This is a genomic window from Streptomyces sp. NPDC058274, assembly GCF_042881375.1.
In the GTDB taxonomy this organism is placed as follows: domain Bacteria; phylum Actinomycetota; class Actinomycetes; order Streptomycetales; family Streptomycetaceae; genus Streptomyces.
This window is the reverse complement of the sequence record NZ_JBHVXW010000023.1, coordinates 75458-99982: the sequence shown is the minus strand read 5'-3', so window position 1 is coordinate 99982 and position 24525 is coordinate 75458. Positions and strand designations below refer to the sequence as shown.

At 71.6% G+C, this 24525-nt stretch carries 26 protein-coding genes; 13 read left to right on the top strand and 13 right to left on the bottom strand.

Translation table 11 applies throughout. From position 1 onward, the window contains the following. Positions 1–468: 468 nt before the first annotated feature. The 3 genes from ACFVYF_RS32935 to ACFVYF_RS32925 all read right to left on the bottom strand — a co-directional run bounded on the left by ACFVYF_RS32935 (position 469) and on the right by ACFVYF_RS32925 (position 3865). Entirely contained in the window at positions 469–2175 is a 1707-nt protein-coding gene (locus tag ACFVYF_RS32935) for a bifunctional 3'-5' exonuclease/DNA polymerase (protein ID WP_389461340.1), read from the bottom strand. A gap of 148 nt (positions 2176–2323) precedes the next feature. Then, the gene (locus ACFVYF_RS32930; RefSeq protein WP_389461338.1) at positions 2324–3073 is read right to left on the bottom strand and encodes a Clp protease N-terminal domain-containing protein; all 750 of its coding nucleotides are present in this window, start codon (positions 3071–3073) and stop codon (positions 2324–2326) included. A gap of 150 nt (positions 3074–3223) precedes the next feature. Next, on the bottom strand, positions 3224–3865 hold the full coding sequence (locus ACFVYF_RS32925) for an ArsR/SmtB family transcription factor (protein WP_389461337.1): 642 nt from the start codon (positions 3863–3865) through the stop codon (positions 3224–3226). A 58-nt stretch (positions 3866–3923) separates the two neighbouring features. Here ACFVYF_RS32925 and ACFVYF_RS32920 point away from each other — a divergent pair, with 58 nt between their 5' ends. Further along, positions 3924–5033 (top strand): S41 family peptidase, encoded by a 1110-nt coding sequence (locus ACFVYF_RS32920; RefSeq protein ID WP_389461335.1) that lies wholly within the window; start codon positions 3924–3926, stop codon positions 5031–5033. A 172-nt stretch (positions 5034–5205) separates the two neighbouring features. Here ACFVYF_RS32920 and ACFVYF_RS32915 read toward each other — a convergent pair whose 3' ends face one another. After that, on the bottom strand, positions 5206–7497 hold the full coding sequence (locus tag ACFVYF_RS32915; protein WP_389461333.1) for an ABC transporter permease: 2292 nt from the start codon (positions 7495–7497) through the stop codon (positions 5206–5208). Further along, on the bottom strand, positions 7491–8249 hold the full coding sequence (locus ACFVYF_RS32910) for an ABC transporter ATP-binding protein (RefSeq protein WP_389461330.1): 759 nt from the start codon (positions 8247–8249) through the stop codon (positions 7491–7493). Before ACFVYF_RS32910 ends, ACFVYF_RS32915 begins: the two co-directional genes overlap by 7 nt. A gap of 166 nt (positions 8250–8415) precedes the next feature. Between ACFVYF_RS32910 and ACFVYF_RS32905 the strand changes: the two genes are divergently transcribed. After that, positions 8416–9600: a DUF2786 domain-containing protein gene (locus ACFVYF_RS32905; RefSeq protein ID WP_389461328.1), complete on the top strand. Its 1185-nt coding sequence runs from the start codon at positions 8416–8418 to the stop codon at positions 9598–9600. Between the two features lie 206 nt (positions 9601–9806). Here the strand turns inward: ACFVYF_RS32905 and ACFVYF_RS32900 are convergent, their stop codons facing one another. The 4 genes from ACFVYF_RS32900 to rpmB form a co-directional block, all read right to left on the bottom strand. Continuing rightward, complete coding sequence (locus ACFVYF_RS32900; RefSeq protein ID WP_389461327.1) at positions 9807–10340, bottom strand: DUF4232 domain-containing protein; 534 nt, start codon at positions 10338–10340, stop codon at positions 9807–9809. 179 nt (positions 10341–10519) lie between these two features. Then, positions 10520–11017, bottom strand: coding sequence for a hypothetical protein (locus tag ACFVYF_RS32895; RefSeq protein ID WP_389461325.1), 498 nt, complete (start codon positions 11015–11017; stop codon positions 10520–10522). A 60-nt stretch (positions 11018–11077) separates the two neighbouring features. Continuing rightward, positions 11078–11383 carry a 30S ribosomal protein S14 gene (rpsN, locus tag ACFVYF_RS32890; protein ID WP_389461323.1) on the bottom strand — a complete coding sequence of 102 codons (306 nt, stop codon included), beginning with the start codon at positions 11381–11383 and terminating at the stop codon, positions 11078–11080. Beyond that, positions 11383–11619: a 50S ribosomal protein L28 gene (rpmB, locus tag ACFVYF_RS32885; RefSeq protein WP_383289656.1), complete on the bottom strand. Its 237-nt coding sequence runs from the start codon at positions 11617–11619 to the stop codon at positions 11383–11385. The genes rpsN and rpmB overlap by 1 nt, the downstream gene beginning before the upstream one ends. 62 nt (positions 11620–11681) lie before the next feature. Here rpmB and rpmG point away from each other — a divergent pair, with 62 nt between their 5' ends. From rpmG to ACFVYF_RS32860, 5 genes are all read left to right on the top strand, one after another. After that, positions 11682–11846, top strand: a complete 165-nt coding sequence (gene rpmG / locus ACFVYF_RS32880; protein WP_389461321.1) for a 50S ribosomal protein L33 — start codon at positions 11682–11684, stop codon at positions 11844–11846. A 5-nt stretch (positions 11847–11851) separates the two neighbouring features. Further along, complete coding sequence (locus ACFVYF_RS32875) at positions 11852–12106, top strand: type B 50S ribosomal protein L31 (protein WP_389461319.1); 255 nt, start codon at positions 11852–11854, stop codon at positions 12104–12106. Next, the gene (locus ACFVYF_RS32870; RefSeq protein ID WP_389461317.1) at positions 12106–13305 is read left to right on the top strand and encodes a GTP-binding protein; all 1200 of its coding nucleotides are present in this window, start codon (positions 12106–12108) and stop codon (positions 13303–13305) included. The genes ACFVYF_RS32875 and ACFVYF_RS32870 overlap by 1 nt, the downstream gene beginning before the upstream one ends. A gap of 3 nt (positions 13306–13308) precedes the next feature. After that, entirely contained in the window at positions 13309–13542 is a 234-nt protein-coding gene (gene rpsR, locus ACFVYF_RS32865) for a 30S ribosomal protein S18 (RefSeq protein ID WP_389461315.1), read from the top strand. A gap of 507 nt (positions 13543–14049) precedes the next feature. Further along, positions 14050–14313 (top strand): DUF397 domain-containing protein, encoded by a 264-nt coding sequence (locus ACFVYF_RS32860; protein ID WP_389461313.1) that lies wholly within the window; start codon positions 14050–14052, stop codon positions 14311–14313. 66 nt (positions 14314–14379) lie between these two features. On the opposite strand, the gene ACFVYF_RS32855 is transcribed toward ACFVYF_RS32860, so the two are convergent. Beyond that, complete coding sequence (locus ACFVYF_RS32855) at positions 14380–14895, bottom strand: ATP-binding protein (RefSeq protein ID WP_389461311.1); 516 nt, start codon at positions 14893–14895, stop codon at positions 14380–14382. Positions 14896–15267: 372 nt separating this feature from the next. On the opposite strand from ACFVYF_RS32855, the gene ACFVYF_RS32850 reads away from it, so the two are divergent. The 4 genes from ACFVYF_RS32850 to ACFVYF_RS32835 all read left to right on the top strand — a co-directional run bounded on the left by ACFVYF_RS32850 (position 15268) and on the right by ACFVYF_RS32835 (position 19144). Continuing rightward, positions 15268–16092 (top strand): helix-turn-helix domain-containing protein, encoded by an 825-nt coding sequence (locus ACFVYF_RS32850; protein ID WP_389461309.1) that lies wholly within the window; start codon positions 15268–15270, stop codon positions 16090–16092. A 182-nt stretch (positions 16093–16274) separates the two neighbouring features. Next, positions 16275–17735, top strand: a complete 1461-nt coding sequence (locus ACFVYF_RS32845; protein ID WP_389461308.1) for an aldehyde dehydrogenase family protein — start codon at positions 16275–16277, stop codon at positions 17733–17735. Positions 17736–17938: 203 nt separating this feature from the next. After that, on the top strand, positions 17939–18478 hold the full coding sequence (locus tag ACFVYF_RS32840) for a DinB family protein (RefSeq protein ID WP_389461306.1): 540 nt from the start codon (positions 17939–17941) through the stop codon (positions 18476–18478). Positions 18479–18502: 24 nt separating this feature from the next. Next, positions 18503–19144, top strand: coding sequence for a PadR family transcriptional regulator (locus ACFVYF_RS32835; RefSeq protein WP_389461305.1), 642 nt, complete (start codon positions 18503–18505; stop codon positions 19142–19144). 74 nt (positions 19145–19218) lie between these two features. Here the strand turns inward: ACFVYF_RS32835 and ACFVYF_RS32830 are convergent, their stop codons facing one another. Continuing rightward, positions 19219–20625, bottom strand: a complete 1407-nt coding sequence (locus ACFVYF_RS32830; protein WP_389461303.1) for a glutamate decarboxylase — start codon at positions 20623–20625, stop codon at positions 19219–19221. Between the two features lie 50 nt (positions 20626–20675). Beyond that, complete coding sequence (locus tag ACFVYF_RS32825) at positions 20676–21986, bottom strand: ion channel protein (RefSeq protein ID WP_389461302.1); 1311 nt, start codon at positions 21984–21986, stop codon at positions 20676–20678. Positions 21987–22072: 86 nt separating this feature from the next. Here ACFVYF_RS32825 and ACFVYF_RS32820 point away from each other — a divergent pair, with 86 nt between their 5' ends. Continuing rightward, entirely contained in the window at positions 22073–22834 is a 762-nt protein-coding gene (locus tag ACFVYF_RS32820; protein ID WP_389461300.1) for a MerR family transcriptional regulator, read from the top strand. Positions 22835–22975: 141 nt separating this feature from the next. On the opposite strand, the gene ACFVYF_RS32815 is transcribed toward ACFVYF_RS32820, so the two are convergent. Then, positions 22976–23341, bottom strand: a complete 366-nt coding sequence (locus tag ACFVYF_RS32815) for a YbjQ family protein (protein WP_389461298.1) — start codon at positions 23339–23341, stop codon at positions 22976–22978. A gap of 140 nt (positions 23342–23481) precedes the next feature. Here ACFVYF_RS32815 and ACFVYF_RS32810 point away from each other — a divergent pair, with 140 nt between their 5' ends. Next, a complete protein-coding gene (locus tag ACFVYF_RS32810) occupies positions 23482–24468 on the top strand; it encodes a VTT domain-containing protein (protein WP_389461296.1) in 987 nt (328 codons plus the stop codon). Positions 24469–24525 lie beyond the last annotated feature (57 nt).

The following is a 24525-nucleotide window of genomic DNA, read 5'->3' as shown; positions in this document are numbered from 1 at the left end:
CCGGAGGCGGCGGTGACGCACTGCGCCGCGGTGGGGGTCCACTCGTTGACTGCGGGGTGTGCCTAGCGCCGGTCGGATGCTGTTCAGGCCGTACAGGATGCTGTTCGAGCCGTACAGGATGCTGTTCAGGCCGTACTGGGTGCTGCTCAGGTCGTGCCGGCTGCTGTTCGGCTTGTGAAGGGGAGAGGCGCTCCCATGGGGGCGGACGAGGCGTCAGGCGTCCCCGGGAAGCGGTGGTGTGGGGGTGTCCGAAAGGTTTCAGTGGCATTGAACAAGCCCGTCGATACGGGGTCAAGGTCTGTACCAATACTGGGGATCCGGGGTCCATCGAGCGGCCGGCGACCCCTGTTGGTTTCACGACATGAACGACCCGAGGCCCGCAATCCCGCGGTTGACGGCAAGCAGTAAAACAGCTCCCGCTACGGCGCCGTCGTCCCGCGACGGCGGACGGGGCCGTCCGGACTCACCTCACTTCGCGTCCGCGTAACACTCCACCACCGCCGTGGTGAACGGGAAGCGGACCGGGGTCTCCCCGAAGGTGAGCCGGCCCGCGAGGTCCGCCGCCTCGCGGATGGCTTGCACCACCGAGTCGGCCTCCTCGGCGGGGCAGTGCACGATCACCTCGTCGTGCTGGAAGAAGACGAGCTCGGCGGCCAGCTCCGCGCAGGTGCGGCGGAGGGCGGCGAGCATCAGCAGGGCCCAGTCGGCGGCGCTGCCCTGGACCACGAAGTTGCGGGCGAAGCGGCCGCGGGCGCGGGAGTTGGTGGACGCGTAACCGGGGACCCAGGCCTGGTCGGCACCGCCGGCGGCATCGGTGAGGTCCGCGGGGTCGTCCTGCGGGATGCCCGCCTCCTCCGAGGCCGCCTCGGCGGAGCCCGCCACCGGTGGGCACGTCCGCCCCAGCCAGGTCCGCACCAGCCGGCCCTCCTCGCCCGCCCGGGCCGCGTCGTCCACGTACGCGACGGCCTTCGGGAAGCGGCGGCGCAGCAGGGCGAGGTTCTTCAGGCCGTCGCCGGACGTCTGTCCGTACACCGCGCCCAGGACCGCGAGCTTCGCCTGGGCACGGTCGCCGGAGAAGGCCCGGTCCGATACCGACTGGTACAGGTCGCTCGCTCGGCCGGCGACCTCCATCAGGCCCGGGTCGCGCGAGATCGCCGCCAGCACCCGGGGCTCCATCTGGTCGGCGTCGGCCACGACGAGCCGCCAGCCGGGGTCGGCGACCACCGCGCGCCGGATCACCTTGGGGATCTGCAGGGCCCCGCCGCCGTTGGTCACCCAGCGGCCGGTGACCGTCCCGCCCGCCAGGTACTCGGGCCGGAAGCGGCCGTCGCGCACCCAGGACTGGAGCCACGACCAGCCGTGCGCGACCCAGATGCGGTACAGCTTCTTGTACTCGATCAGCGGCTTCACGGCCGGATGGTCGAGGGACTCGATCTCCCAGCGCCGGGTGGACTTGACCCGGATCCCGGCCTGGGCGAAGGCCTTGACGACGTCCGCGGGCAGGTCCGGGCGCACGCGTCTGCCGAACGCGGCCGACACCTCGTCCGCCAGCTCCGCGAGGCGCCGGGGCTCGCCACCGCCCGGGTAGCGCTCGCCGAGCAGCTCGTGCAGGACCTCGCGGTGGACTTCGGCGCTCCAGGGCAGCCCCCACGCGTTCATCTCCGCGGCCACCAGCATCCCCGCCGACTCGGCGGCGGTGAGCAGCCGCATCCGCTCGGGGTGCGCGGTCTCGTCATGGCGGCGCTGCTGATCCGCGTACACCTCCAGGAGGTCGCGCAGGGGTACGTGGGCGGGGCGCGGTTCGAAGAGGGAGGACTGCGAGCCGGGCTCGGCGGAGCGCTGCGGCGGATCCGGTGGTACGGGGCCGCCGCGCAGTCTTGCCAGCGCGGCGGCCGCCGACCTGGGCTCGCCGAGGCGGCCCTCGTGGCCGAGCAGCAGGCCTTCGGCATCCTCGATGTCGTAACACCGCTCCACTCGCACCCCCGTGGCGAGCAGGTGCGGATACACCTCGGCCGTCGAACGCCAGACCCAGCGGACCACGTCCGGCCGGGCCCGCACGGCCTCGCCGAGATCGGCCTCCCGGCGCACCGGTCCGGCGGGCAGCCCGTCCGGGCCGAGGACGGCGACCTCCACACCGCCGTCCTCGGCCGGCGCGAGAGCCCACCGGTCACTCATGCTGCGAGTGTGGCAGGGGGGTCTGACAACGCGCCCGCCACGCGCTGCGCAAGAGGCGCCGGGCGCCCCGCGCTGTACAAGCCGTACAAGCCGTACAAGCCGTACAAGCTGAACAAGAGGGACCTCGCCCCGCTCGGTCCGCCCCCGGTCAGTCCGTCGTCGTCTCCCCACGGGAGTTGACGATGTCCGAGATCGCCTGCGTGACGTGGGACTCGGTGGTCGCCTTGTCGATGCCCAGGCCGGTCAGGACGCCGTCGCCGTTCTCCTGTTCCAGGAGGGCCAGCAGGACGTGTTCGGTGCCGATGTAGTTGTGGCCGAGGCGGAGGGCCTCGCGGAAGGTGAGTTCCAGGGCCTTTTTGGCAGCGGGCCCGTACGGGACGAGTTCGGGGACCTCGGCGGCGGCCGCGGGAAGGGCGGCGGACGCGGCCTCGCGGACGGCGTCCAGGGACACGCCCTGCGCGGTGATCGCCAGCGCGCCGAGTCCCTCGGGCTCCGCGAGCAGACCGAGGACGAGGTGCTCGGGGAGGCCTTCGGTGCTGCCCGCGGCCTTCGCCGCGTTGTGCGCGGCCATGACCACGTTCCGCGCGCGGGGGGTGTAGCGGCCGAAGGCCTGGCTGGGGTCGAGGTCGGCGGGCTCGCCGGAGCCCTTCGGTACGAAGCGCTTCTGGGCAGCCTGCCGGGTGACGCCCATGCTCTTGCCGATGTCGCTCCAGGAGGCGCCCGAACGCCGGGCCTGGTCCACGAAGTGTCCGATCAGGTGGTCGGCCACGTCGCCCAGGTGGTCGGCGGCGATCACCGCGTCCTGGAGCTGGTCGAGCGCGTCGGTGTGGACCTTCTTGATGGCCGCGATGAGGTCGTCGAGACGTACGGATGGCGTGCCGATCGGGTTCGTCGTCATGCGTCAACCGTAGGTTGACAGCCCCTGGTCGTCAACCCGAAGTTGACACCCAAGTTGACACCCAAGTTGACACCCAAGTTGACGCCCAAGTTGACGCCCCAGGCTGACGCCCCATTTCCTTTCCGGGCCCGGCGGTCGGCCCGGTCGGCGTCAGTCGCTCCCCGCCCCGCTTCCCGCCCCACCTGCCGGCGCATGCTCGTACATCGCCACCAGCACCCCGTGTACGGCTTCGCCCTCCGCGTCCTCCTCGGCTCCGTCGACCAACTCGGCGAGTGTGTCGGCGAGTTGACGCGCTCGCTCCGGCGTCAGGCGCAGATGCCGAAGGGTCAGCAGAGGGTCGCCGGGGGAGCGGTCCAGTTCCTGGGCGACCGCGCCGAGCAGGGCGGCCGTGCCCGCCGCCTGCGGTTCGGCCACCAGGAGCCGCCGGGCCACCCGCTGGTAGTACTGCTCGGTCCCGCCCCGGACCTTCCGCGTCAGGGCGACCCGTACGAGCCCTGCCGTGCGCAGCACCTTGAGATGGTGCGCCACATTGCCCTTGCCGACGCCGAGCTGCGCCGCGAGCCCGCTGATGGTGGCCGGCCGGTGCCCGAGCGAGAACAGCAGTCGCTGGCGCAGGGGATGGGCGAGCGCCGCGAACTGCTCGGGCGCGGTGATCTCAAGAACCTCCTGGGGTGGTTCCCCGGGGTCGGCCTGGGGTGGTTCCCCGGGGTCGGCCTGGGGTGGTTCCCCGGGGTCGGCGGAGGCGGGCCGCCCGTCCTGGGGTGGCGGAGGCGAGATCGGTGCGTCGTTCATGCGTCAAGCGTCCAATTCTCTTGACGCTTTCGCAAGCCCCCTGCTGTACTCACCTCCCATGACCACCAAAACGGCGCCGTCCGGCCCCACTTCTGACAGCGACATACGCGATCTGCCCGATGTATCCGGCATCGTGAACGAGACCGCCCGGCTCGTCGTGGAGCACTACGTCTTCCCCGAAGTCGCCGACCGGCTGGCCGCCCTGCTGCGCCGCCGCCTCGCCGAGGGCGCGTACGACCTCGCAGTCACGAGCCCCGCCACCGACCCGGCGAAGGACCTGGCGACGGACCTGGCGACGGACCTGGCGACGGACCCGGCGAAGGACCTGGCGAAGGACCTGGCGAAGGACCTGGCGAAGGAGCCGGACAAGGAGCCCCCGGCCGGCACCGCGGCCGCCGCGCGGCTGGCCCGGCTGGTCACCGCGGACCTCCAGTCACTGAACGGCGATCCGCACCTGCGCCTGAAGCACCACGTGGAGCCGGTCCCCGAGGGCCGGGGAGCCGCCGCACTGTCGGCCATGCGGCGGGAGTTCGACGCCTCGCTGGGCGGCGTGCCCGGAATCCGGCTGGAGGCCGCGGGGGTCGCCGTACTCGAACTCGCCCCGGCCTTCTTCCCGTTGGAGTGGTCCGCCGAGCCGCTGACCGCCGCGCTCACCCTGGTCTCCCGTGCGGATGCCCTGATCCTCGACCTGCGCGGCAACACCGGGGGTGATCCGGAGACGGTCGCCTTCGTCTGCAGCTATCTGTTCGACGAGCGCACCCACCTCAACTCCATGTACTGGCGTGCGGGCGAGCGTCTTGAGCAGTCCTGGAGCCTGCCGTACGTCCCCGGTGCCCGCTTCGGGGGGAGCAAGCCGCTGTACGTGCTGACCAGCGGCCGTACCTTCTCCGCCGGCGAGGAACTGACGTACGACCTCCAGCAGCTCGACCGGGCCGTCGTCGTCGGGGAACCCACGGGCGGCGGGGCGCACCCGCGGGAGGGGTGGACGCTCCACCCGCACCTGGAGGCCACCATCCCGGTGGGCCGCTCGGTCAACCCGGTCTCCGGCACCAACTGGGAAGGCACGGGCGTCCAGCCGGACGTGCCGTGCCCGGCCGCGGAAGCCCTCGACCGGGCAACGGCACTGGCCCGAGCCGCCGTCGCCGTCCCGGCCCCCAGGACGCCGTGACACCCCAGCCCCTAACCGCCCCCTAGCCGCCCTCGATCCGCCCCGATCCGCCCCGATCCGCCCCGATCCGCGTGAGCCGAGGCCCCGCCCCGGCTCAAGCGCGCCCCCGCCCCGGCACTCCCGCACCCCTGGCTTACGCGCACTCCCGCCCCGGCACTCCCGCACCCCCGGCTCAAGCGCGCCCCTTCCTCCAGGCCCCCGTCACCGACGCCCCCACCGCGATCACCAGGCAGGCCGCCACGCAGCCGCCCGCGAGCTGCCACGGCACCGCCATCGCGACCGGCGCCGACAAGCGCCCGAGGGCCATGCCCAGCCCGGCGAGGTGCACGGCGGTGACGGCGGCTCCGAGGACCGCCCCCACCCCGACGGCCAGCACCGACTCACCGGCCACGACCCGCAGTACCTGCGCCCGGGTGGCCCCCGCCAGCCGCAGTGCGCGCAGTTCCCGGCCGCGGGCCGAGGTCGCCATCAGCAGGGTGCCGGCGAGTGAGATCCCGGTGTAGACGAGGGCGATGCCCAGGACCACGAGGAGCCCGAGGCGGGTCTGGGGGCTGGTGCGTGGGTGGGTGGCGGCCAGCCAGGCCGACGTCGTACGCACCTGTCCGCCGGTGGCGCGCAGGGCCGTCGCCACGGCCGCGGAGTCCGCCCCGGGCGCCACCCGTACGTCGAGGCGGTCGACGGTGGCGCCCGGCGCGTTCGCCGCGGTCACGTACGCGCCGTTGTTCCCCGTGCCCCGCGCCAGCACCGCGGCGATACGCAGCCGGGCCGGCCGTCCGTCGCCGAGCCACACCCGGACCCAGGAACCCACCTCGTGCCGCTCCCACTCCTCGTTCACGATGATGGAGTGGTCGTCGAGCGCGCGTACGTCCCCGGCCACCACCGGCAGCCGCGTCACCGCCGCGAACGCAGTCACGTCCGTCACCGCCCGGGCATCGGACCGGATCAGCGCGGTCCTCTCCTCCCGGACGAAGACCGCCGTGGACGCGGTGCCCGACACCGTGGCGCCGGGTGCCCGTACGTCCGTCGAGCCGTTCGCCGACACCGCGACGCCGGGTGCCCGTCTCCCCGCCGACATCGCGACGCCGAGTGCCCGTCTCCCCGTCGAGTCCGCGCCGGATGCGCGTACCCCCGTCGAGTCGCCCCCCGGCACCGGAGCCCCGGCTGTCCGCAAGGGCATCAAGTCGTCCGCGGTCACGATGAGTTGGGCCCGCGTCTGCTGCCGGGCCTCAGTGGCCCGGGCCTCCGCGACTGTCTGCGCCGACCCCAGCAGCGAACCCGCCAGGGCGACCGTCACCAGCACCGGCGCGGCGACCGCGGACGTCCGGCGGACCGATGTGCGCGCGTTCTCGCGGATCAGCAGACCGCTCGTGCCCGGCAGTCGTACGAGCCGCATGAGGGGGCGCACCAGCGCGGGTGCCAGCGCGGCCGTTGCCGTGATGAGGACCATGGGCTGGGTCGTGTACGTCTTCCGCTTCAGCAGCTCGGCCGGTTCCGTCCCCAACTTCCAGGCCAGCAACCCGAGTCCGCACGCGAGCAGTCCGACGCCGAGCGTCCGCCGCGTCCACGGCATCGCCCCGGTGTCCACGGCCGCCTCGCGCAGCGCCTCGGCGGGACCGGTCCGGCCCGCCCGCCGAGAGGCGGCCCACGCACCCGTGACGGCGACCAGCACGCCGGTGCAGAAAGCGACTTCGTACGGCCAGTGGGTCGTACCCCGCAGCGCGAACCACGACGGCGCGACCCCGCCGTCGACCAGCGCCCGCACCAGCCGCGGCGCCGCCCATGCCCCCAGCGTGCACCCGACGGCCGAGGCCGCGACCCCCAGCGCCGCGGCCTCGCCGAGCAGCATCCGCCGCACCTGTCCCGGCGTCGCCCCGGCCAGCCGCAGCAGCCCGAACTCCCTTCGCCGCAGGGCGACCACGAAGGCGAACGTGGAGGCGGTCACGAAGACCGAGACGAACGCCGTCACCCCGGCCGCGGTCCCCAGCAGGGCGTTGACCCCGACCAGCGCCTCGGCGTCCCGGGCCGTCGCTGGGTCGGCCAGCAGGCGGTCGTCACCGGTCAGCACCCGGGCACCGCCGCCCGACCGCCCGGCTTCGCGGACGACCTCGCGTACGGCCGCGGCGGGGGCGTCGACGCCGACCGCGTCCCGCGCCGGGCCGTCCGTCCGTACCGGCCCCAAGTCCCTGAGTCTGCGCAGCAGTTCGTTGTCCACAGGGTGTGGATGCGCCAGCTTCTTGGTGATGTGCGCGATGTCCGTCCCGCGCCGGACCTCCACGGTGAGCGTGTCCCGGCCCATGACCACGACGGGCGAGCCGGCGAAGCGCTGGGGCTCGCGCGGGGGCGCGTCGAGCGTCGCGGCGAGACCGAGCCCCATCGCCGTCATCACGCCGACGCCGAGGACGACGGCGACGAAGGACCCGAGGAAGGAGGCCCAGCGGGTACGGAGCGACGACCAGGTCAGCACGTCACACGCTCCGGGCTCCCGGCCGCGGCGCGCCCGCCGCCTTCGAGGCCCGTCAGCCGGGCGGCGACCTCCCCGGCCGTCGGTGCGGACAGCTCCCCGTGCACCCGTCCGTCCACCAGGAAGACCACCCGGTCCGCGTACGAGGCGGCGACCGGATCGTGCGTCACCATCACCGTCGTCAGGCCCGCCGTGTCCACCAACTCCCTTAGAAGCAGGAGCACTTCACGGCCGGTCGTGGTGTCCAGGGCTCCCGTGGGCTCGTCGCCGAAGAGGACGGCGGGGCGGGTGATCAGCGCCCGCGCCAGGGCGACCCGCTGCTGCTGGCCGCCCGACAGCTGCGACGGGCGGTGTCCGGCGCGCTCGGCCAGCCCCACTCGGGCCAGCGCCTCGCGCACCGCGTCCCGCGACGGCCGCCTGCCGGCCAGCCGCAGCGGCAGCGCGACGTTCTGCGCTGCGGTCAGCGACGGCAGCAGGTTGAAGGACTGGAAGACGAAACCGATCCGTTCCCGCCGCAGCAGCGTCCGCCGCCGCTCGCTCAGCCCGGCCAGTTCCACTCCGGCCACGGCGACCGTCCCGGAGGTCGGCCGGTCGAGCCCCGCCGCGCACTGGAGCAGCGTCGACTTGCCCGACCCGGACGGTCCCATCACCGCCGTGAAGCTCCCGGCGGCGAAGTCCAGGTCGACCCCGTCCAGGGCGGCGACGGCACCGTAGTGACGGCGCAGGGATCGGATACGTACGGCTGTGGTGGTCATGCCTCCAGCGAACCGTCCGGCGACCGCGCACACACGACCACCAGGGGGCGTCCACGGGGTAGGGCCGGCCCTACCCCCGCCGGGGCTTCCGGCCCGGTGCCCATCCTGGCGGCCCGCGTCCGGGAGGCCCCGGTCCGCTCTCCCGGACGCATGGCACGATCGAGGGATGAGCAGCACGTCCAGCACCGTGGAGCGCGCCTTCGAGGCGGCCCTCTATGCCACCGCTCCCGGCGGCGCCCGAGCGGGCGGTACCCGCGTCGTCGACGCGGCCCTCGACACGGGCGCCTCGCTGCTCGCGGCCGACCCCGCGGCCGACCTCGAACTCACCCGGCGCGGCGAGGAGTTCGTCGCCGCGGCCTGGCGTCGCGGCTGGCAGCCCGCCGACGTCGTACGCCTCGTGCGGCGTGATCTGGACGACGTCCATGTGCGCCTGGTCTCCGAGCTGATCCGGGCGCAGGCGCGGCAGCGGCAGGAAGGGAGCCGGGGGCCGCGGTGGGCCGCGCAGCTCGACGAGCTGGCCGCCGGCGCGACGGCGACGCCCCCGTGCACGGACCGCTTCTCGCACGCCACCGCCGTACTGGAGCTGTACCGGTTGCTCCTGCGGCTCCCCGGCATCGAGCCCCTCGACCCGCCCCGGGGGACCGCCGGCCTGGGCTCCCGTCAGGCCTCGCAGGACACCCGCATGCTCAGCCGTATCCGCGCGCTGCTCGCCAAGGCGGAGGCGACCGGGTTTCCGGAGGAGGCGGAGGCGCTGAGCGCGAAGGCGCAGGAACTGATGGCGCGGCACAGCATCGACGAGGCGCTGCTCGCCGCCCGCACGCACGCCAAGGACGCACCCGGCGCCTGCCGGATCGGCATCGAGTCGCCGTACGAGACGGCCAAGGCGGTGCTCCTGGACGCGGTGGCCGGAGCGAACCGCTGCCGGGCGGTGTGGAACGAGGCGTACGGGTTCTCGACCCTGGTCGGCTTCGAGCCGGACCTGGAGGCGGTCGAGCTGCTGTACACCTCCCTCCTCGTGCAGGCCACGGCCGCGATGACCAAGGCGGAGGCGGCCCAGCGGGCCGGGGGCCGGAAGCGTACGAAGACCTTCCGGCAGTCCTTCCTGGCCGCCTACGCGCACCGGATCGGCGACCGGCTCGCGGCCGCCGCGGAGGGACAACTGCCCGACAGCGAGGGGGAGTTGCTGCCCGTACTCGCGGCCCGCGACGTGGCGGTCACGGACGAGACGGAGCGCATGTTCCCGCGGACCGTGACCACCCGGCTGCGCGGGGTCAGTGACGCGGCCGGCTGGGAACAGGGCGCGGCGGCGGCCGACCGCGCCCAGGTCAGATCCCGGCCCCCGCTGCGCTGACCCGACCACCGGCGCGAGCCGACTGGGCTCGCGCCCGCCGCCTTCGGAAGCCGACTGGGCCGCGTCCGCCGTCCGGAAGCCGACTCGCTCACGCCCGCGGGCCGCACCCGCCGTCCGGAAGCCGACCGGGCCGCGCCCGCCGTCCCGAAGCCGACCGGGCCGCGCCCGCCGTCCGGAAGCCGACCGGACAGGTCCCACGGCAGGGCCTAGTCGCCCGCGGTCTGGAACGGGCTCACCGAGGCGTCCGGCGCTCTCGCCGTCTTCAGTGCCACCTCCCCGTACGTCCACGGGAAGCTCTGCGCGTCGCCGCCCGCGGACAGCGAGATCTTCACGTTCTTCGCGGCGGCACTCTTCTTCGGATCGCCCTTCGGCCCCCGTACGTAGGTGAGCGTGAAGGTGGCCGCCTCGGCCGGCTGCAGTGTCACCTTCTGCGGGTTGGCGGGCTGCTGTTCGGCGACCGGCCAGGAGGTGCCGCCGCCGGACAGCTCGACGCCCGGGAAGCCCTTCAGGGTGCAGTCGGCGGAGCCGCGGTTGGTGACGGTGACGGGGATGTTGCCGGTGTCCCCGGCGACCGGGGCGGTGTTGCCGGGGCCGACCTCGAGGGCGAACTTGCCGGCCGCGCAGGTGCCGGAGGCCGCGGCCGGCTTCTTCTTGTCCGCGCCCCCTCCGCCGCTGTCGTCGCAGGCGGTCAGAGTGAGGGCCGCCGCGAGGACGGTGACGGCGATCGGAAGGGCGCGCATGGGGTTCCCCCTGAGGTCGTGACAGTGCAGGAGGATCATCACGCAGCCCGGTCCCGGCCCGTCGGCCGCCCCCGCTCCCGGCGTCCCCGCCTCACCGCATCCAGGCCGGGAATGTCCGCAAACCTCCCGTGCGCTGACGCGATGAGCAGGCTCCGGGCGCTGAAAGGACCCGGCGGAGGTCAGGACCCGAGGCTCGCCGTGGGCAGTCCGGACGGCAGCTGGCCGCCCTCCGTCTTCCGGTACGTCTCGGTGCCGAGGCCGCCGTTCCACTTGACCTTCATGGTCGTGGCGCCGACGGACTCGACCATGCCGGTGGTGCGGTCGTCGCTGCCGTCCGTGCACTTGAGGTGGATCATCTGCATGCCCGCCTCCTTGCCCGCGGTACCGCTGCACACGGCACCGCCCGTCGCGAACAGCCCGGCCTGCTTGCCGGTGATGACGAGGGCGACGGCCTTGCCGTCCGTCGTGGCGAGCCAGCTGCCCTCCAGCTTCCCCTTGGGGGTGGCCGTGTCCCCGGAACCGCCCCCGGAGTCCGCGGTCGAGGTGGGGCTCGCGGACTTGTCGGTGCCGGAGTCACCGCTGTCGCTGCAGGCGGTCAGCACGAGCGCGGCCGCCATCAGCCCCGCGGCCGCCGCCGTGCTGCGCACCCGCTGACGCGGGAAGGTCGCCGAAGTCACTGGAAGTCCCCCAAGGGTGGGCCGGGTGAGCACTGAGGTCGCCGGGACGACCGCAGCAAGCTACCAGGAGGACTTACGAACCCCCGGAAGAAATCCTGCGTGCGCTTGCTCACGCAGATTCACCCGGGACAGCCCGAAGGCGCGCAGATAGCCGCGCGGGCGCCCGTCCATGCTGTCCCGGTTGCGTACGCGGGTGGCGCCGGCGTCCCGCGGCTGCCTCCGCAACTCCGCCTGGGCGGCGGTGCGTTCGGCCGGTGACGAGGACGTACGGCGGATGATCTCCTTCAGCTCGGCCCGCCGGGCGGCGTACCGCGCGACGGCCTCCTGGCGCTTCTCGTTCTTCGCGATCTTGCTCTTCTTCGCCATCAGACCCGCACCCCGCGGGCCCGGATGCGGGCGACGGCGGCCTCGACGCCGATCGTGTCGACGGTCTTGATCCCCTTCGCGCTCAGCCGCAGCCGCACGTACCGGCCCTCGCCGGGCAGCCAGTAGCGCTTGCGCTGGACGTTCGGGTCGAAGCGGCGCGAGGTGCGCCGGTGGGAGTGGGAGATGGAGTTGCCGAAGCCGGGCCGGGCTCCGGTCAGCATGCAGTGGGCGGACAAGGGTGACGCACCTCTCCAGGTCGTTGGTTGGTAATGGGATTCATTTTCAGTAAGATAGCAGCATGGCACGCAACGAACTCCGCCCCGTCATCAAGCTCCGGTCCACGGCCGGGACCGGCTTCACCTACGTCACCCGCAAGAACCGCCGCAGCGACCCGGACCGCATGACCCTGCGCAAGTACGACCCGGTCGCCCGCCGCCACGTCGACTTCCGAGAGGAGCGCTGAGCGTCATGCGCGAGGGAATCCACCCGGCGTACCGGCCCGTCGTCTTCCGTGACCGGGCCGCAGGCCACGCCTTCCTCACCCGCTCGACCATGACGAGCGGGAAGGCGATCGAGTGGGAGGACGGCCACACCTACCCGGTGGTGGACGTCGAGATCTCGGACGTGAGCCACCCCTTCTACACCGGCAACGCCCGCGTCCTGGACACGGCGGGCCGCGTCGAGCGCTTCGAGCGGCGGTACGGGAAGCGCGAGGGCCGCTGATGGCAGGCGGGGGAGCGCGGCCCACCCCGGGCCTGGCCGTGGCGATCGTCGGCGGACTGCACGCCGACGCCCGCCGGGCGGCCGTCGAGCGACTGCTGACGGACGTCCCCGGCAGCGTGGCGCTCCACCACGACCTGGCCACGGCCACCGCCGGCACGGTGGTGCGGACCGTCCGCGACCGCACCGGCCTGCTGTCGGCCGGTGAGGCACCCCTCGTGAACGACTGCGCCTGCTGCGCCCTGCGCGAGGACCTGGTCCCCGAGCTGGAGCGGCTCGCCGACGCGGGACTCACCCGGCTCGCGGTCGTCGAGCTGTGGGACTCCGTCGAGCCCAAGGCGATGGCCGAGGTGGTGGCGTCGAGCGGGCTGACCCTGACCGGCGTGATCACCGCGGTCGACCCCGCCCTGCTGCTGCCGTACCTCGGCAACGGCGACGACCTCGCGGACGTCGGCCTCGCCGCGGCCGCCACCGACCGGCGCACGGTCGCCGACACCTTGGCCCGCCAGCTGGAGTACGCCCCGGTCCTCGCCCTCGTCGACTCCCCGGAGGCCGACGACGAGGACCGCGCCCTGCTCGCCCAGCTGCACCCGACCGCCCGGCAGGTCCCGGTCGGCCGCGGTGCCTCGGTGAGCCCGGAGACGGGATCCGCGGGCGCCGGCCGTTCGGCGCTCGCCGCGGCCGCGCTCGCCGGCTTCGACGTGGAGGCGGCGGCCGCCGCCCAGCACCCGGCCTCCGCGCTGCTGCCGACCGAGGCCGACGCGTGCGGGGTCGCCACCCTCGTCTGGCACCGCCGGCGTCCGTTCCACCCCGAGCGGCTCTATGCCGCGCTGGAGGACCTGACCTGTGCGGCGGCGCGCAGCAGGGGGCGGTTCTGGCTGGCCGACCGGCCCGACACGCTGCTGCACTGGGACGCGGCCGGCGGCGCGCTGTGCGTGGAGAACGCGGGCCCCTGGCTCGCCTCGCTGCCGGACGCCGCCTGGGAGATGGTCCCGCCCGTCCGCCGGGCCGCCGCCGCACTCGACTGGCACCCGGAGCACGGCGACTGCTGCCAGCACCTGGTCTTCACCTCACCCGGACTCGACCGGGACGGGCTCGAACTGCTCCTGGAGTCCTGCCTGTTGACCGACGCCGAGTACGCCGCCGGGCCGACCGCCTGGAAGCGGCTCCCGCCCGCCTTCGACACCCTCCTGGAGGTCTGACCCATGGCCCGCAAGCCCGAGCGCAAGCCTGCCAAGCCCCGCCCCAACCCGCTGGACGAGGCCGGGATCACGTACATCGACTACAAGGACACCGATCTCCTGCGGAAGTTCCTCTCCGACCGCGGCAAGATCCGCGGGCGCCGGGTCACCCGCGTGACGGCGCAGCAGCAGCGGCTGCTGGCCCGCGCGATCAGGAACGCCCGGGAGATGGCGCTGCTGCCGTACGCATCCCGCTGACTGCTGACTGCTGACTGCTGACTGCCGGCCGGTGACCGCCGGCCGCTGACCGTTGGTCAGCATGTTCGCCAACGCAATCCGATGCCCTCCGGGCCGCGGTCGGCGCCGGTCCCGCGCGTCCCGCGGACCGGACCATTTCGTTGAGAGGGGAACAGGAAGGCCACGGTGTGCGTCTCTTCCTAGTGGACGAGGGATTCGATCCGGACGTTCCGGCACGGATGAATGGCGCGGAAGAGCATGGACGGGGACCGGAGGTCGCATGCCCTGTGACCTCCGGGGGCAGACGCTCGACGGGATCCGGGCGGTCTCCGGGGCCGCCCGGCAGCAGGTCGTAGCCGTACGACCGGCGGACCGTAGTCAAGCGCCGGTAAAAGCTGTAACCGCAGGACCACCCCGCGTGCACGTGCATCTGCCCCTGCATCTGCACATGAACAGAGTTATGATCCGGGTCAGTTGACCAATGCATCAATGGCCACATCAGCCAATGCACCACCCGGGGAGCGACCTGTGGACCACGACGTGTGCGACGTGGACGACGTGTACAACGGCATGGCGGCCACCCAGCTGCATGGGGTGAACTGGCAGAAGAGCAGGCACAGCAACTCGCAGGGATCCTGCGTGGAGTTCGCGCGGCTGCCCGGTGGTGGCGTGGCGGTGCGCAACTCGCGCTTCCCGGAGGGGCCCGCCCTCGTCTACACGCGCGCCGAGATAGAGGCCATGCTCCTCGGCATCAAGGACGGCGAGTTCGACCACCTGGTGGCCGGCGCCTGAAGGTGTCCGTCCGTGCGCGGTGGGTAACGCGCGTAGAACCGCGGCGCTGAAAAGCGCCGCGGTTTCTCATTCCGTCGTGGCCGCGGCCGCCGGGGGCGGCAGCCGGAACAGCGCCCACACGACCTTGCCGCTGAGGGTGCCCGCGAGCGGGTGCCAGCCCCAGCTGTCGGTGAACGAGTCGACCAGGAACAGTCCGCGGCCCGACTCCGCCGAGAAGTCGTCCGTCTCGCGTGCGACCGGACTGTCGTGACTGGGGTCGCGCACCGCGCACACCAGCCGGGTGGTCCAGCGCATCAGGTGCAGCCGCACGGGCGGCTCCTGCTCGCAGCCGCGCGGGGTGTCCGCGGGCAGCGCGTGCCGCAGCGCGTTGGTGACGAGTTCGGAGACGACCAGACAGACGTCGTCGAAGCGCTCGCCGATGTCCCACTGGTCCAGCGTCCTGCGGGTGAACTGCCTTGCCTCGCGCACCGCTTCGTAGCGGGCGGGCAGTGCGCAGGAAGCGGCGTCGGACACGGCCGCGGGGTCGAGCGGCGGAAGCCCCTGCCGTAACGGCTCGAGCATGGTCGATCCATTCGTCCCCATGCGAGGCACTCCCGGGGTTCGCGGTCGTTGCGATGCAGCGGTGGCGCGGGACCATGGTTCCGAATGCGTTCAGCAGATGCAAGGGCAGATGCACGTGCACGCGCCAGAGTTAGGCCGTCTCATCCCTGTTTCTGTTCATTTCTTCTCTCACCTTCTTCCCACTTATTTGGCCTCTCCTGATCTTTTCCTGTGTAACTCCTTTGGCTCCTTTCCCTTTCTGTAACCGAACGAGTACAGCTCGAAGTGTTTTAGTGGCAGACTTCGGGCCCTGAAGGACGGTTGGGGAGGCGGACGAACGTGAGCGCTGGTGAGGCATGGGGATACCCCCGGCCGAACGCCGTTGAGGCCGGGGGCGGCTCGGTGGTGCGGCGCATGCTGCTCGGGTCCCATCTCAGGCGCCTGCGAGAGGCGCGTGGCATCACCCGGGAAGCGGCCGGCTACTCGATCCGTGCCTCCGAATCGAAGATCAGCCGCATGGAGTTGGGACGGGTGAGCTTCAAGACGCGAGACGTCGAGGACCTGTTGACCCTCTACGGCATCACCGACGAGGTCGAGCGCACCTCCCTCGTCTCCCTCGCGAAGGAGGCCAACGTCGCGGGCTGGTGGCACAGTTACTCCGACGTGCTGCCCAGCTGGTTCCCGACGTACGTGGGTCTGGAGGGCGCGGCCCATGTGATCCGCTCGTACGAAGTGCAGTTCGTGCACGGCCTGTTGCAGACCGAGGCCTACGCGCACGCGGTCGTCGCGCGCGGGATGAAGGGCGCGAGCCCGGCCGACATCGACCGGCGGGTGGCGCTGCGCCTGGAGCGCCAGAAGCACCTCGCCGCCGAGAGCGCCCCCGAGTTCCACTGCGTCCTCGACGAAGCCGCGCTGCGCCGGCCGTACGGCGACCGCGAGGTGATGCGTGGTCAGCTCCAGCACCTGATCGAGATCTCGGAGCGCCCGAACGTACGACTTCAGGTCATGCCGTTCAGCTTCGGCGGGCACTCGGGCGAGAGCGGCTCCTTCACCATCCTGAGCTTCCCCGAGTCCGACCTGTCGGACGTCGTCTATCTGGAACAGCTCACGAGCGCGCTCTACCTGGACAAACGCGAGGACGTCACGCAGTACGAGAGCGCGCTGAAGGAGTTGCAGCAGGACAGCCCCGGCCCGGACGAGAGCCGCGATCTGCTCCGGGGGCTCCTCCAGCTCTCCTGACGGTGGCCGGAAAGGCCGCCCTCGGGTTTCGGACGGTCTTCCGCACGTCCTCACGCTCTGTCCTGAGGTGCTCTCCAACTCCGTTTAAACACAAGTACGATGACGCATGATCAGACGTTGATCGGATGACTGCTGACTCAGACCGGATGTCTGCCTCGGCAGCACAGGGATTGAGGGAGCACATGTCGTCCTACTTCACCGACCTGGCCCAGCAGTACATCGACGGTGAGTGGCGCCCGGGCACCGGCTCATGGGACATCATCGACTTCAACCCGTACGACGGTGAGAAGCTCGCGTCGATCACCATAGCCACGGTCGACGAGGTCGACGACGCCTACCGCGCGGCCGAGCGCGCCCAGAAGAAGTGGGCCGCCACCAACCCCTACGCGCGCCGTGCCGTCTTCGAGCGCGCCCTGCGGATCATCGAGGACCGCGAGCAGGAGATCACCGAGGTGATCATCGCCGAGCTCGGCGGCACGCACCTCAAGGCCGCCTTCGAGCTGCACCTGGCCAAGGAGTTCCTGCGCGAGTCGGTCCAGCTGGCGCTGCGGCCCGAGGGTCGGATCATCCCCTCGCCGACCGACGGCAAGGAGAACCGCGTCTACCGCGTCCCGGTCGGCGTGGTCGGTGTCATCAGCCCGTTCAACTTCCCCTTCCTGCTGTCGATCAAGTCCGTCGCGCCGGCCCTGGCGCTGGGCAACGGCGTGGTGCTCAAGCCGCACCAGAACACCCCGATCGTCGGCGGCTCCCTCGTCGCGAAGGTCTTCGAGGAAGCGGGTCTGCCCGGCGGCCTGCTCAATGTCGTGATCACCGACATCGCCGAGATCGGTGACGCGTTCATCGAGCACCCGGTCCCGAAGGTCATCTCCTTCACCGGCTCCGACAAGGTGGGCCGCCACGTCGCCACGGTCTGCGCCGCGCAGTTCAAGCGCTCGGTCCTCGAACTCGGCGGCAACAGCGCGCTCGTGGTACTCGACGACGCGGACATCGACTACGCCGTGGACGCCGCGGTGTTCAGCCGGTACGTGCACCAGGGCCAGGTCTGCATGGCGGCCAACCGCATCCTGGTGGACCGCTCGGTGCTGACCGAGTTCACCGACAAGTTCGTCACCAAGGTCAAGGGCCTGAAGACCGGCGACCCGAGCGACCCGCAGACGATCATCGGCCCGGTCATCAACTCCTCGCAGGCCGACGCGATCACGGGCGTCGTCGACCAGGCGATCGCCGAGGGCGCCACCGCGCTGGTCCACGGCAGGGCGACCGACAACCTCGTCGAGCCGTCCGTGCTGACCGGCCTGCCCGCGGACTCCGCCCTCCTCCGCCAGGAGATCTTCGGTCCGGTGGCCCTCCTCGTGCCGTTCGACGGCGAGGAGGAGGCAGTGCGCCTCGTCAACGACACCCCGTACGGCCTCAGCGGCGCCGTCCACACCGGCGACATCGAGCGCGGTGTTGCCTTCGCCAAGCAGATCGACACCGGCATGTTCCACGTGAACGACGGCACCGTCCACGACGAGCCCCCGGTCGCCTTCGGCGGCGAGAAGCACTCGGGCATCGGCCGCCTGAACGGCGACGCGGTGGTCGACGCGTTCACCACCCAGAAGTGGATCTCGGTCCAGCACGGGCGCAGCCGCTTCCCGTTCTGACCGGGCGCGTGAGCCAAAGGGGTGCCTGTGCCGACGGCACGAACGTGATGTCGGCACAGGCTTCCGCATGCCGGAGGCGAACCGACGCAGTGGGCCGGCCAGGAGACGCACCGGCGAGCCACCCGATGAGGACAGAAGCCGACCTAAAGGGCCCGTAGCGTGATCGGTGTCAGGCAACAGGACCCGAGGAAAGGCGGCCGGTCATGGTCACTCACGTTTCCCCCGAGGCAGACGGCGACGAGCGCGGAGCGCTGCTCTCCTTCCTGGAGGAGGAGCGGGGCGGTATCAGGCGGGCCCTCATCGGCCTGACGGCCGAGCAGGCCGCGAGCCGCCCGACTGCGAGTGCGCTGTCGCTCTCCGGGCTGATCAAGCATGTCGCCGAGGTCGAACAGGGCTGGATCGCCCGCGCCCGGCAGGAGCGGCCCGCCGTCAAGCGGGACCAGTCGAACTGGCACGAGTGTTTCGTGCTCGTCGGCGACGAGACCGTCGAGGAACAGCTCGCGTACTGGGAGAAGGTCGCCGCGGAGACCGAGGCGTTCATCCGCTCGGTGCCCAGCCTCGACGAGACGTTCCCCCTTCCCGACGACCCCTGGTTTCCGCCGGAGGGGCGGGTCTCCATCCGCTGGACGATGCTCCACCTGATCCGCGAGACGGCCCGCCATGCCGGCCACGCCGACATCATCCGCGAGTCCCTGGACGGCGCGACCGCCTTCGAGCTGGTGGCCCGGGAGCAGGCGGGCTGATGCCCGCGCTCTAACCTGGACCGCATGTCAGCGATCCGTCTCCTGGTGCTCGGCGCCGTCCGCCAGCACGGGCGGGCCCACGGCTACCAGGTGCGCAACGACCTGGAGTACTGGGGCGCGCACGAGTGGTCCAACGCCAAGCCGGGCTCGATCTATCACGCGCTCAAGCAGATGGCGAAGCAGGGACTGCTGCATGCACACGAGATCGCGCCGTCCACGGCGGGCGGCCCACCGCGCACCGAGTACGAGATCACGGACAAGGGCACCGAGGAGTTCCTGGCCCTGCTGCGCACGTCCCTGACCTCGTACGACCAGAAGATGGACGTCCAGTCGGCGGGCATCGGCTTCATCGTCGACCTGCCGAGGGGCGAGGCGGTGGCGCTGCTGAAGGAGCGGATCCGGCGGATCGGGGAGTGGCGGGGGGCCGTCACCGAGCACTACGTGCCCGAGGACGGCCCCGAACAACTCGGCCACATCGGCGAGATCATGAACCTCTGGGTGCACACCGCCGACGCGGACGCCGAATGGACGCGCGGGCTGATCGAGCGCATCGAGCGCGGGGCCTACACCTTCGCCGGCGAGGGCGAACCGTTCGTCGGGGTCCTGGGGGAGGGCGAGAAGAACCCGTACGCGACGGGGACTCCCCATCCGGGAGACCGTGGCTGATCACGTTTGATGAATGCCCGCCCTGGAGTATTGCTTCAGGTCGGCCGACGCGGGCCGTGCGCCGGCGGCCCCGCTCAGTGGTGGAAGCCGGTCGCCTTCTCCTTGTCGCCCGTCAACGGATGCGGCTGTCGCCGCAGTTCGGGCAGCAGCCGGCCCAGATCCTCCACGAACAGCTCGGCCAGATCCATCGAGAAGCCGTTGCGGCACACGACGCGCAGCACGGACAGGTCCTCCCGGTGCGGCGGGAAGGTGTACGCGGGCACCAGCCAGCCCCGCTCGCGCATCCGCCGGGACACGTCGAACACGTCGTACGCCGTCACCTCGGGCTTCGTCGTGAAGGCGAACACGGGCAGCTCGTCGCCCCGGGTGAGCAGCCGGAAGTCGCCCAGCGCCTCGATGTGCCCGGCGAGGGCGAGGGCCACGTCCCGGGTGGTCTGCTGCACGGCCCGGTAGCCCTCGCGGCCCAGCCGCAGGAACGTGTAGTACTGCGCCACGACCTGAGCGCCCGGCCGGGAGAAGTTGAGCGCGAAGGTCGGCATGTCGCCGCCCAGGTAGTTCACGCGGAAGACGAGTTCCTCCGGCAGCTCCGCCGCCGTACGCCACAGCGCCCAGCCGACACCGGGGTAGACCAGGCCGTACTTGTGCCCCGAGGTGTTGATGGACGCCACCCTCGGCAGCCGGAAGTCCCAGACCAGGTCCTCGTCCAGGAAGGGCGCGACCATGGCGCCGGACGCGCCGTCGACGTGGACGGGGATGTCGAGGCCCGTACGGTCCTGGAGCGCGTCGAGGGCCGCGCACAGGTCGGCGATCGGCTCGTAGGACCCGTCGAAGGTGGAGCCGAGGATGCCGACGACCCCGATGGTGTTCTCGTCGCACAGCTCGGCGGCGGCCCCCGGATCCAGGTGGAACCGGTCGCCGTCCATGGGGACTTGGCGCGCCTCCACCTCCCAGAAGTTGCAGAACTTCTCCCAGCAGACCTGGACGTTCACACCCATCACGAGGTTCGGACGGGCCCCGGGGTAGCGGTCCGCGTTGCGCTGGGTCCAGCGGCGCTTCAGGGCCAGCCCGGCGAGCATGCACGCCTCGCTCGACCCGGTGGTCGAACAGCCCACGGCGGCCGACGGGTCGGGCGCGTTCCACAGATCGGCGAGCATCGCCACACAGCGCCGCTCCAGCTCGGCGGTGCGCGGGTACTCGTCCTTGTCGATCATGTTCTTGTCCCGGCACTCGGCCATCAGCACGCCGGCCTGGGGTTCCATCCAGGTGGTGACGAACGTGGCCAGATTCAGCCGGGCGTTGCCGTCCAGCATGAGTTCGTCGTGCACGAGCTGGTACGCGGTCGTGGGCGGCAGTGGCCCGTCCGGCAGCCGGTGCCTGGGCGGGGCCTCGATCATGCCGCTGACCGGGTTCGTCTCCCCGTAGAAGGGGTTGACGGACATCGGGCGCTCGTCGTGCGTCTCGGGGCCTTTGTGGAGCGGCACTTCGCCTCCATGCGGTCAGTCGTGGGATCGGGGTTGCGTCGCACGGTAGATCAGCGGACCGGGGTCCCGTCGTCGTGGAGCTGCATCTGGGGTCTGCCGGTCACCAGCAGCCAGGCCGGCACCGACGCCAGCACCAGCAGCGGCAGCACGGCCGGGTCGGACACCAGGACGGCCGCCGTGAACAGGCTGATCCAGCCCTGCCGGGTGACCGCGAGCAGTACCCCGAGCACGCCGCAGACGACGGCGAGCGTGGGATGCGCCTGGGGCACCAGCGCGTGCGCGCACAGGCCGAGGGCCACTCCGGCGAAGACCGCGGGAAAGATCCGGCCGCCCCGGAAGCCGCAGGACGCGGCGACGACCAGCGCGACCAGCTTCACCACCGCTATCAGCGCGAACCGTCCCGCCGACCAGCCGTCCGGGTCCCCGGCCAGCGTCTTCACCTCGTCCAGCCCCTTGAAGAGCGTCAGATGCCCGCCCAGGGCCCCCAGCAGGCCGAGGACGACTCCGCCGACGGGAATCGCCAGCATGGGGTGCCCCAGCCGCGCGAAGGCGCCGTGGACGTACGGCAGCGCGTACACCGCGGCCATCCCGATCACCGCCGCGGCCGAGGCGATCACCAGGGCGGTCAGCAGATCGCCCCAGCGCGGTCCGCTGTAGTCGGGCAGCGAGAGGTCGAAACTCGGGTGGGCCAGCAGCGTCATGGTCAGCGCACCCGTGCCGCCCGCGAGCAGCGGGGGCAGCAGCCGGTCCCAGAGCGCGCCGGGTCCCGGCTGCCCGGCCAGCACCTCGGAGAAGATCAGCGCGGCGGCCACCGGCGTGCCGAACAGCGCGCCGATCGTGCCGGCCGCCGCCAGCGACATCCACAGCGCGGCCGGGGAGCCCGGGGCCGCCCGGCTGCCCAGCCAGTACGCGAGCGCGATGTTGGCGGCCGTGATCGGGTTCTCGGGACCCAGACTGACCCCGCCCGCCAGCGCCAGCACGGTGGCCAGCAGCAGCCCGGGCAGCACCCGGGGCGGCAGCGGCGGGTCGACAAGACCGGTGGTCGCGGGGTCGGGGCCCGCGTGTCCCGGCGCCTTCCACACCACCAGGCCCACCGCGACACCGGTCGCCGTGAGCATCACCAGCATCCAGAGCACCGAGTAGCGGCCCACGCCCAGCGCGTCCGGAAGGGTCTCCCACAGGACGTCCTTGAGCTGTTCGGCGACCAGACTGACGCCCAGCAGGACGAGGGCGGCGGCCACGCCGACCACGGCGGAGGGCACGATCAGCGGCAGCAGACGCCGGACGGGGGCCTGTCCCGGCGCCGCCGGGGCTTCGGTGCTCACGGGCCACACCCTAAGCGGGCAAAAGCCGCACAACATCCCGAGAATTTTCGGCGTGAGTCTCGACTTGCACCTCACGTGACGTGAGGGCCCAGCCTGAAGTGCGTACCGAGAAGGGAGCGGAAGTGAGCTACTCAGTCGGCCAGGTCGCCGGTTTCGCCGGGGTGACGGTGCGCGCGCTGCACCACTACGACGAGATCGGCCTGCTCGCGCCCAGCGAGCGCAGCCACGCGGGGCACCGGCGCTACAGCGACGCCGACCTCGACCGGCTGCAGCAGATCCTGTTCTACCGGGAGCTCGGCTTCCCGCTCGACGAGGTCGCCGCCCTGCTCGACGACCCGGAGGTGGATGCGCGCGCGCATCTGCGCCGCCAGCACGAGTTGCTGACCACCCGGATCGAGAAGCTGCGGAAGATGGCGGCGGCCGTCGAACACGCCATGGAGGCACGGAAGATGGGCATCAACCTCACGCCCGAGGAGAAGTTCGAGGTCTTCGGGGACAACGACCCGGAAGAGCACGCCGAGGAGGTCGAGCAGCGCTGGGGCGGCACGGCGGAGTACGCCGAGTCACAGCGCCGCACCGCGCGCTACACCAAGGACGACTGGCAGCAGGTGCAGGCCGAGGTCGCCTCCTGGGGCGAGCGGTACGACGCCCTCATGGAGGCCGGTGAACCCCCGGCCGGCGAACGGGCCATGGCCATGGCCGAGGAGCACCGCCAGCACATCCGCAAGTGGTTCTACGACTGCTCGTACGAACTCCACCGGTGTCTCGGCGGGATGTACGTCTCCGACGAGCGCTTCAAGGAGTACTACGACTCCATGCGGCCGGGGCTCGCCGAGCACCTGAGGGACGCGATCGCGGCGAACGCCGCCCGCCACGAGGGATGACGGCAGAGGGATGACGGCAGGGATGACGGCAGAGGGATGACGGCAGAGGGATGACGGTAAGGGGCGCCCGCCATTGCGGACGCCCCTTACCGCTGTACGCGATCCCTCTTCCGCACCCCTTGTTCCTTGTTCCTTGTTCCTTTATTCCTTGACCAGGACCACCGCCGTGCCGTACGCGCACACCTCCGTGCCCACGTCGGCCGCCTCCGTCACGTCGAACCGGAACATCAGCACACCGTTGGCGCCACGCGCGCGTGCCTGCTCGACGAGCCGCTCCATGGCCTGATTGCGGGTCTCCACGAGGGTCTTGGTGAGACCCTTGAGCTCACCGCCGATCATCGACTTCAGACCCGCCCCGATCTGGCTGCCCAGATGCCGGGAGCGGACCGTGAGGCCGAAGACCTCCCCGATAACCTGTTCGACGCGGTACCCCGGTACGTCGTTCGTGGTCACGACCAGAACGTCGGACTGGGGGTTCATGCCGCCGCCGTAATCCTCGATGCCCATACCTCACAGCTTTGTCCCAGTCGACGCACAGTGCATCCTGGAGACACCGGTGGAACCTGGCGCAGACACACGGCGTTGATAGCTTTGACCGCTCGAACCCAGCCGCCGTACCTCCCTTCACCCCACAGGAGCCCGGAACCGTGACGACGCTTGCCCTTGGACCAAGCTGGCTGGATCCGAACTACCTCCTGGACAGCTTCGGCATCTGGGGTCTGCTGCTCATCGTCTTCGCCGAGTCCGGCCTGCTCATCGGCTTCTTCCTGCCGGGCGACTCGCTGCTGTTCACCTGCGGTCTGCTGATCACGTCGAACCAGCTGGACTTCCCGCTGTGGGCGGCCGTCGCGCTGATCTGCGTCGCCGCGGTCCTCGGCGACCAGGCGGGCTATCTCTTCGGCAAGAAGGTCGGCCCCTCGCTCTTCACCCGCCCGGACTCCCGCCTCTTCAAGCAGGAGAACGTGGTCAAGGCCCACGAGTTCTTCGAGAAGTACGGCCCCAAGTCCCTGGTCCTGGCCCGCTTCGTGCCCATCGTGCGTACGTTCACGCCGATCATCGCCGGCGTCAGCGGCATGCGGTACCGCTCGTTCCTCACGTACAACATCATCGGCGGCGTCCTGTGGGGCGCGGGCGTCACGCTGCTCGGCTCCTGGCTCGGCAAGATCGACTTCGTGAACAAGAACATCGAGGCGATCCTGATCCTGATCGTTCTCGTCTCGGTGATCCCGATCGCCATCGAGTTCCTGCGGGCCCGCGGCAAGGCCAAGAAGGAAGCGGCCCAGGCTCCGGCCGCCCCGGCCGCCGGCCCCGCGCCCGACGCGACCGCGCAGCTGCGCGTACCCCCGCTCCACCAGGGCCAGAACCAGGGCGGCTACCACCCGAACCAGGGTTATGACCAGGGCCAGGGTTACAACGCGAACCCCGGATACGGCCAGGACCACGGCCAGAACCCGGGATACGGCCAGGACCACGGCTACAACCAGAACCAGGGCTACGGCGACCCCCAGAACCAGGGCTACGGCGAGAACCAGAACCAGGGCTACGGCGAGAACCAGACCTACAGCCAAGACCAGACCTACGGCCAGGACCAGGACCCGCAGCAGCCCCCGCGCGGCCGCCACGCCAAGCGATAGCGCCCGCCGACACCGGGGGCACGCGACCCCGGCACCTGATGCCGGCAGACGGTCGGC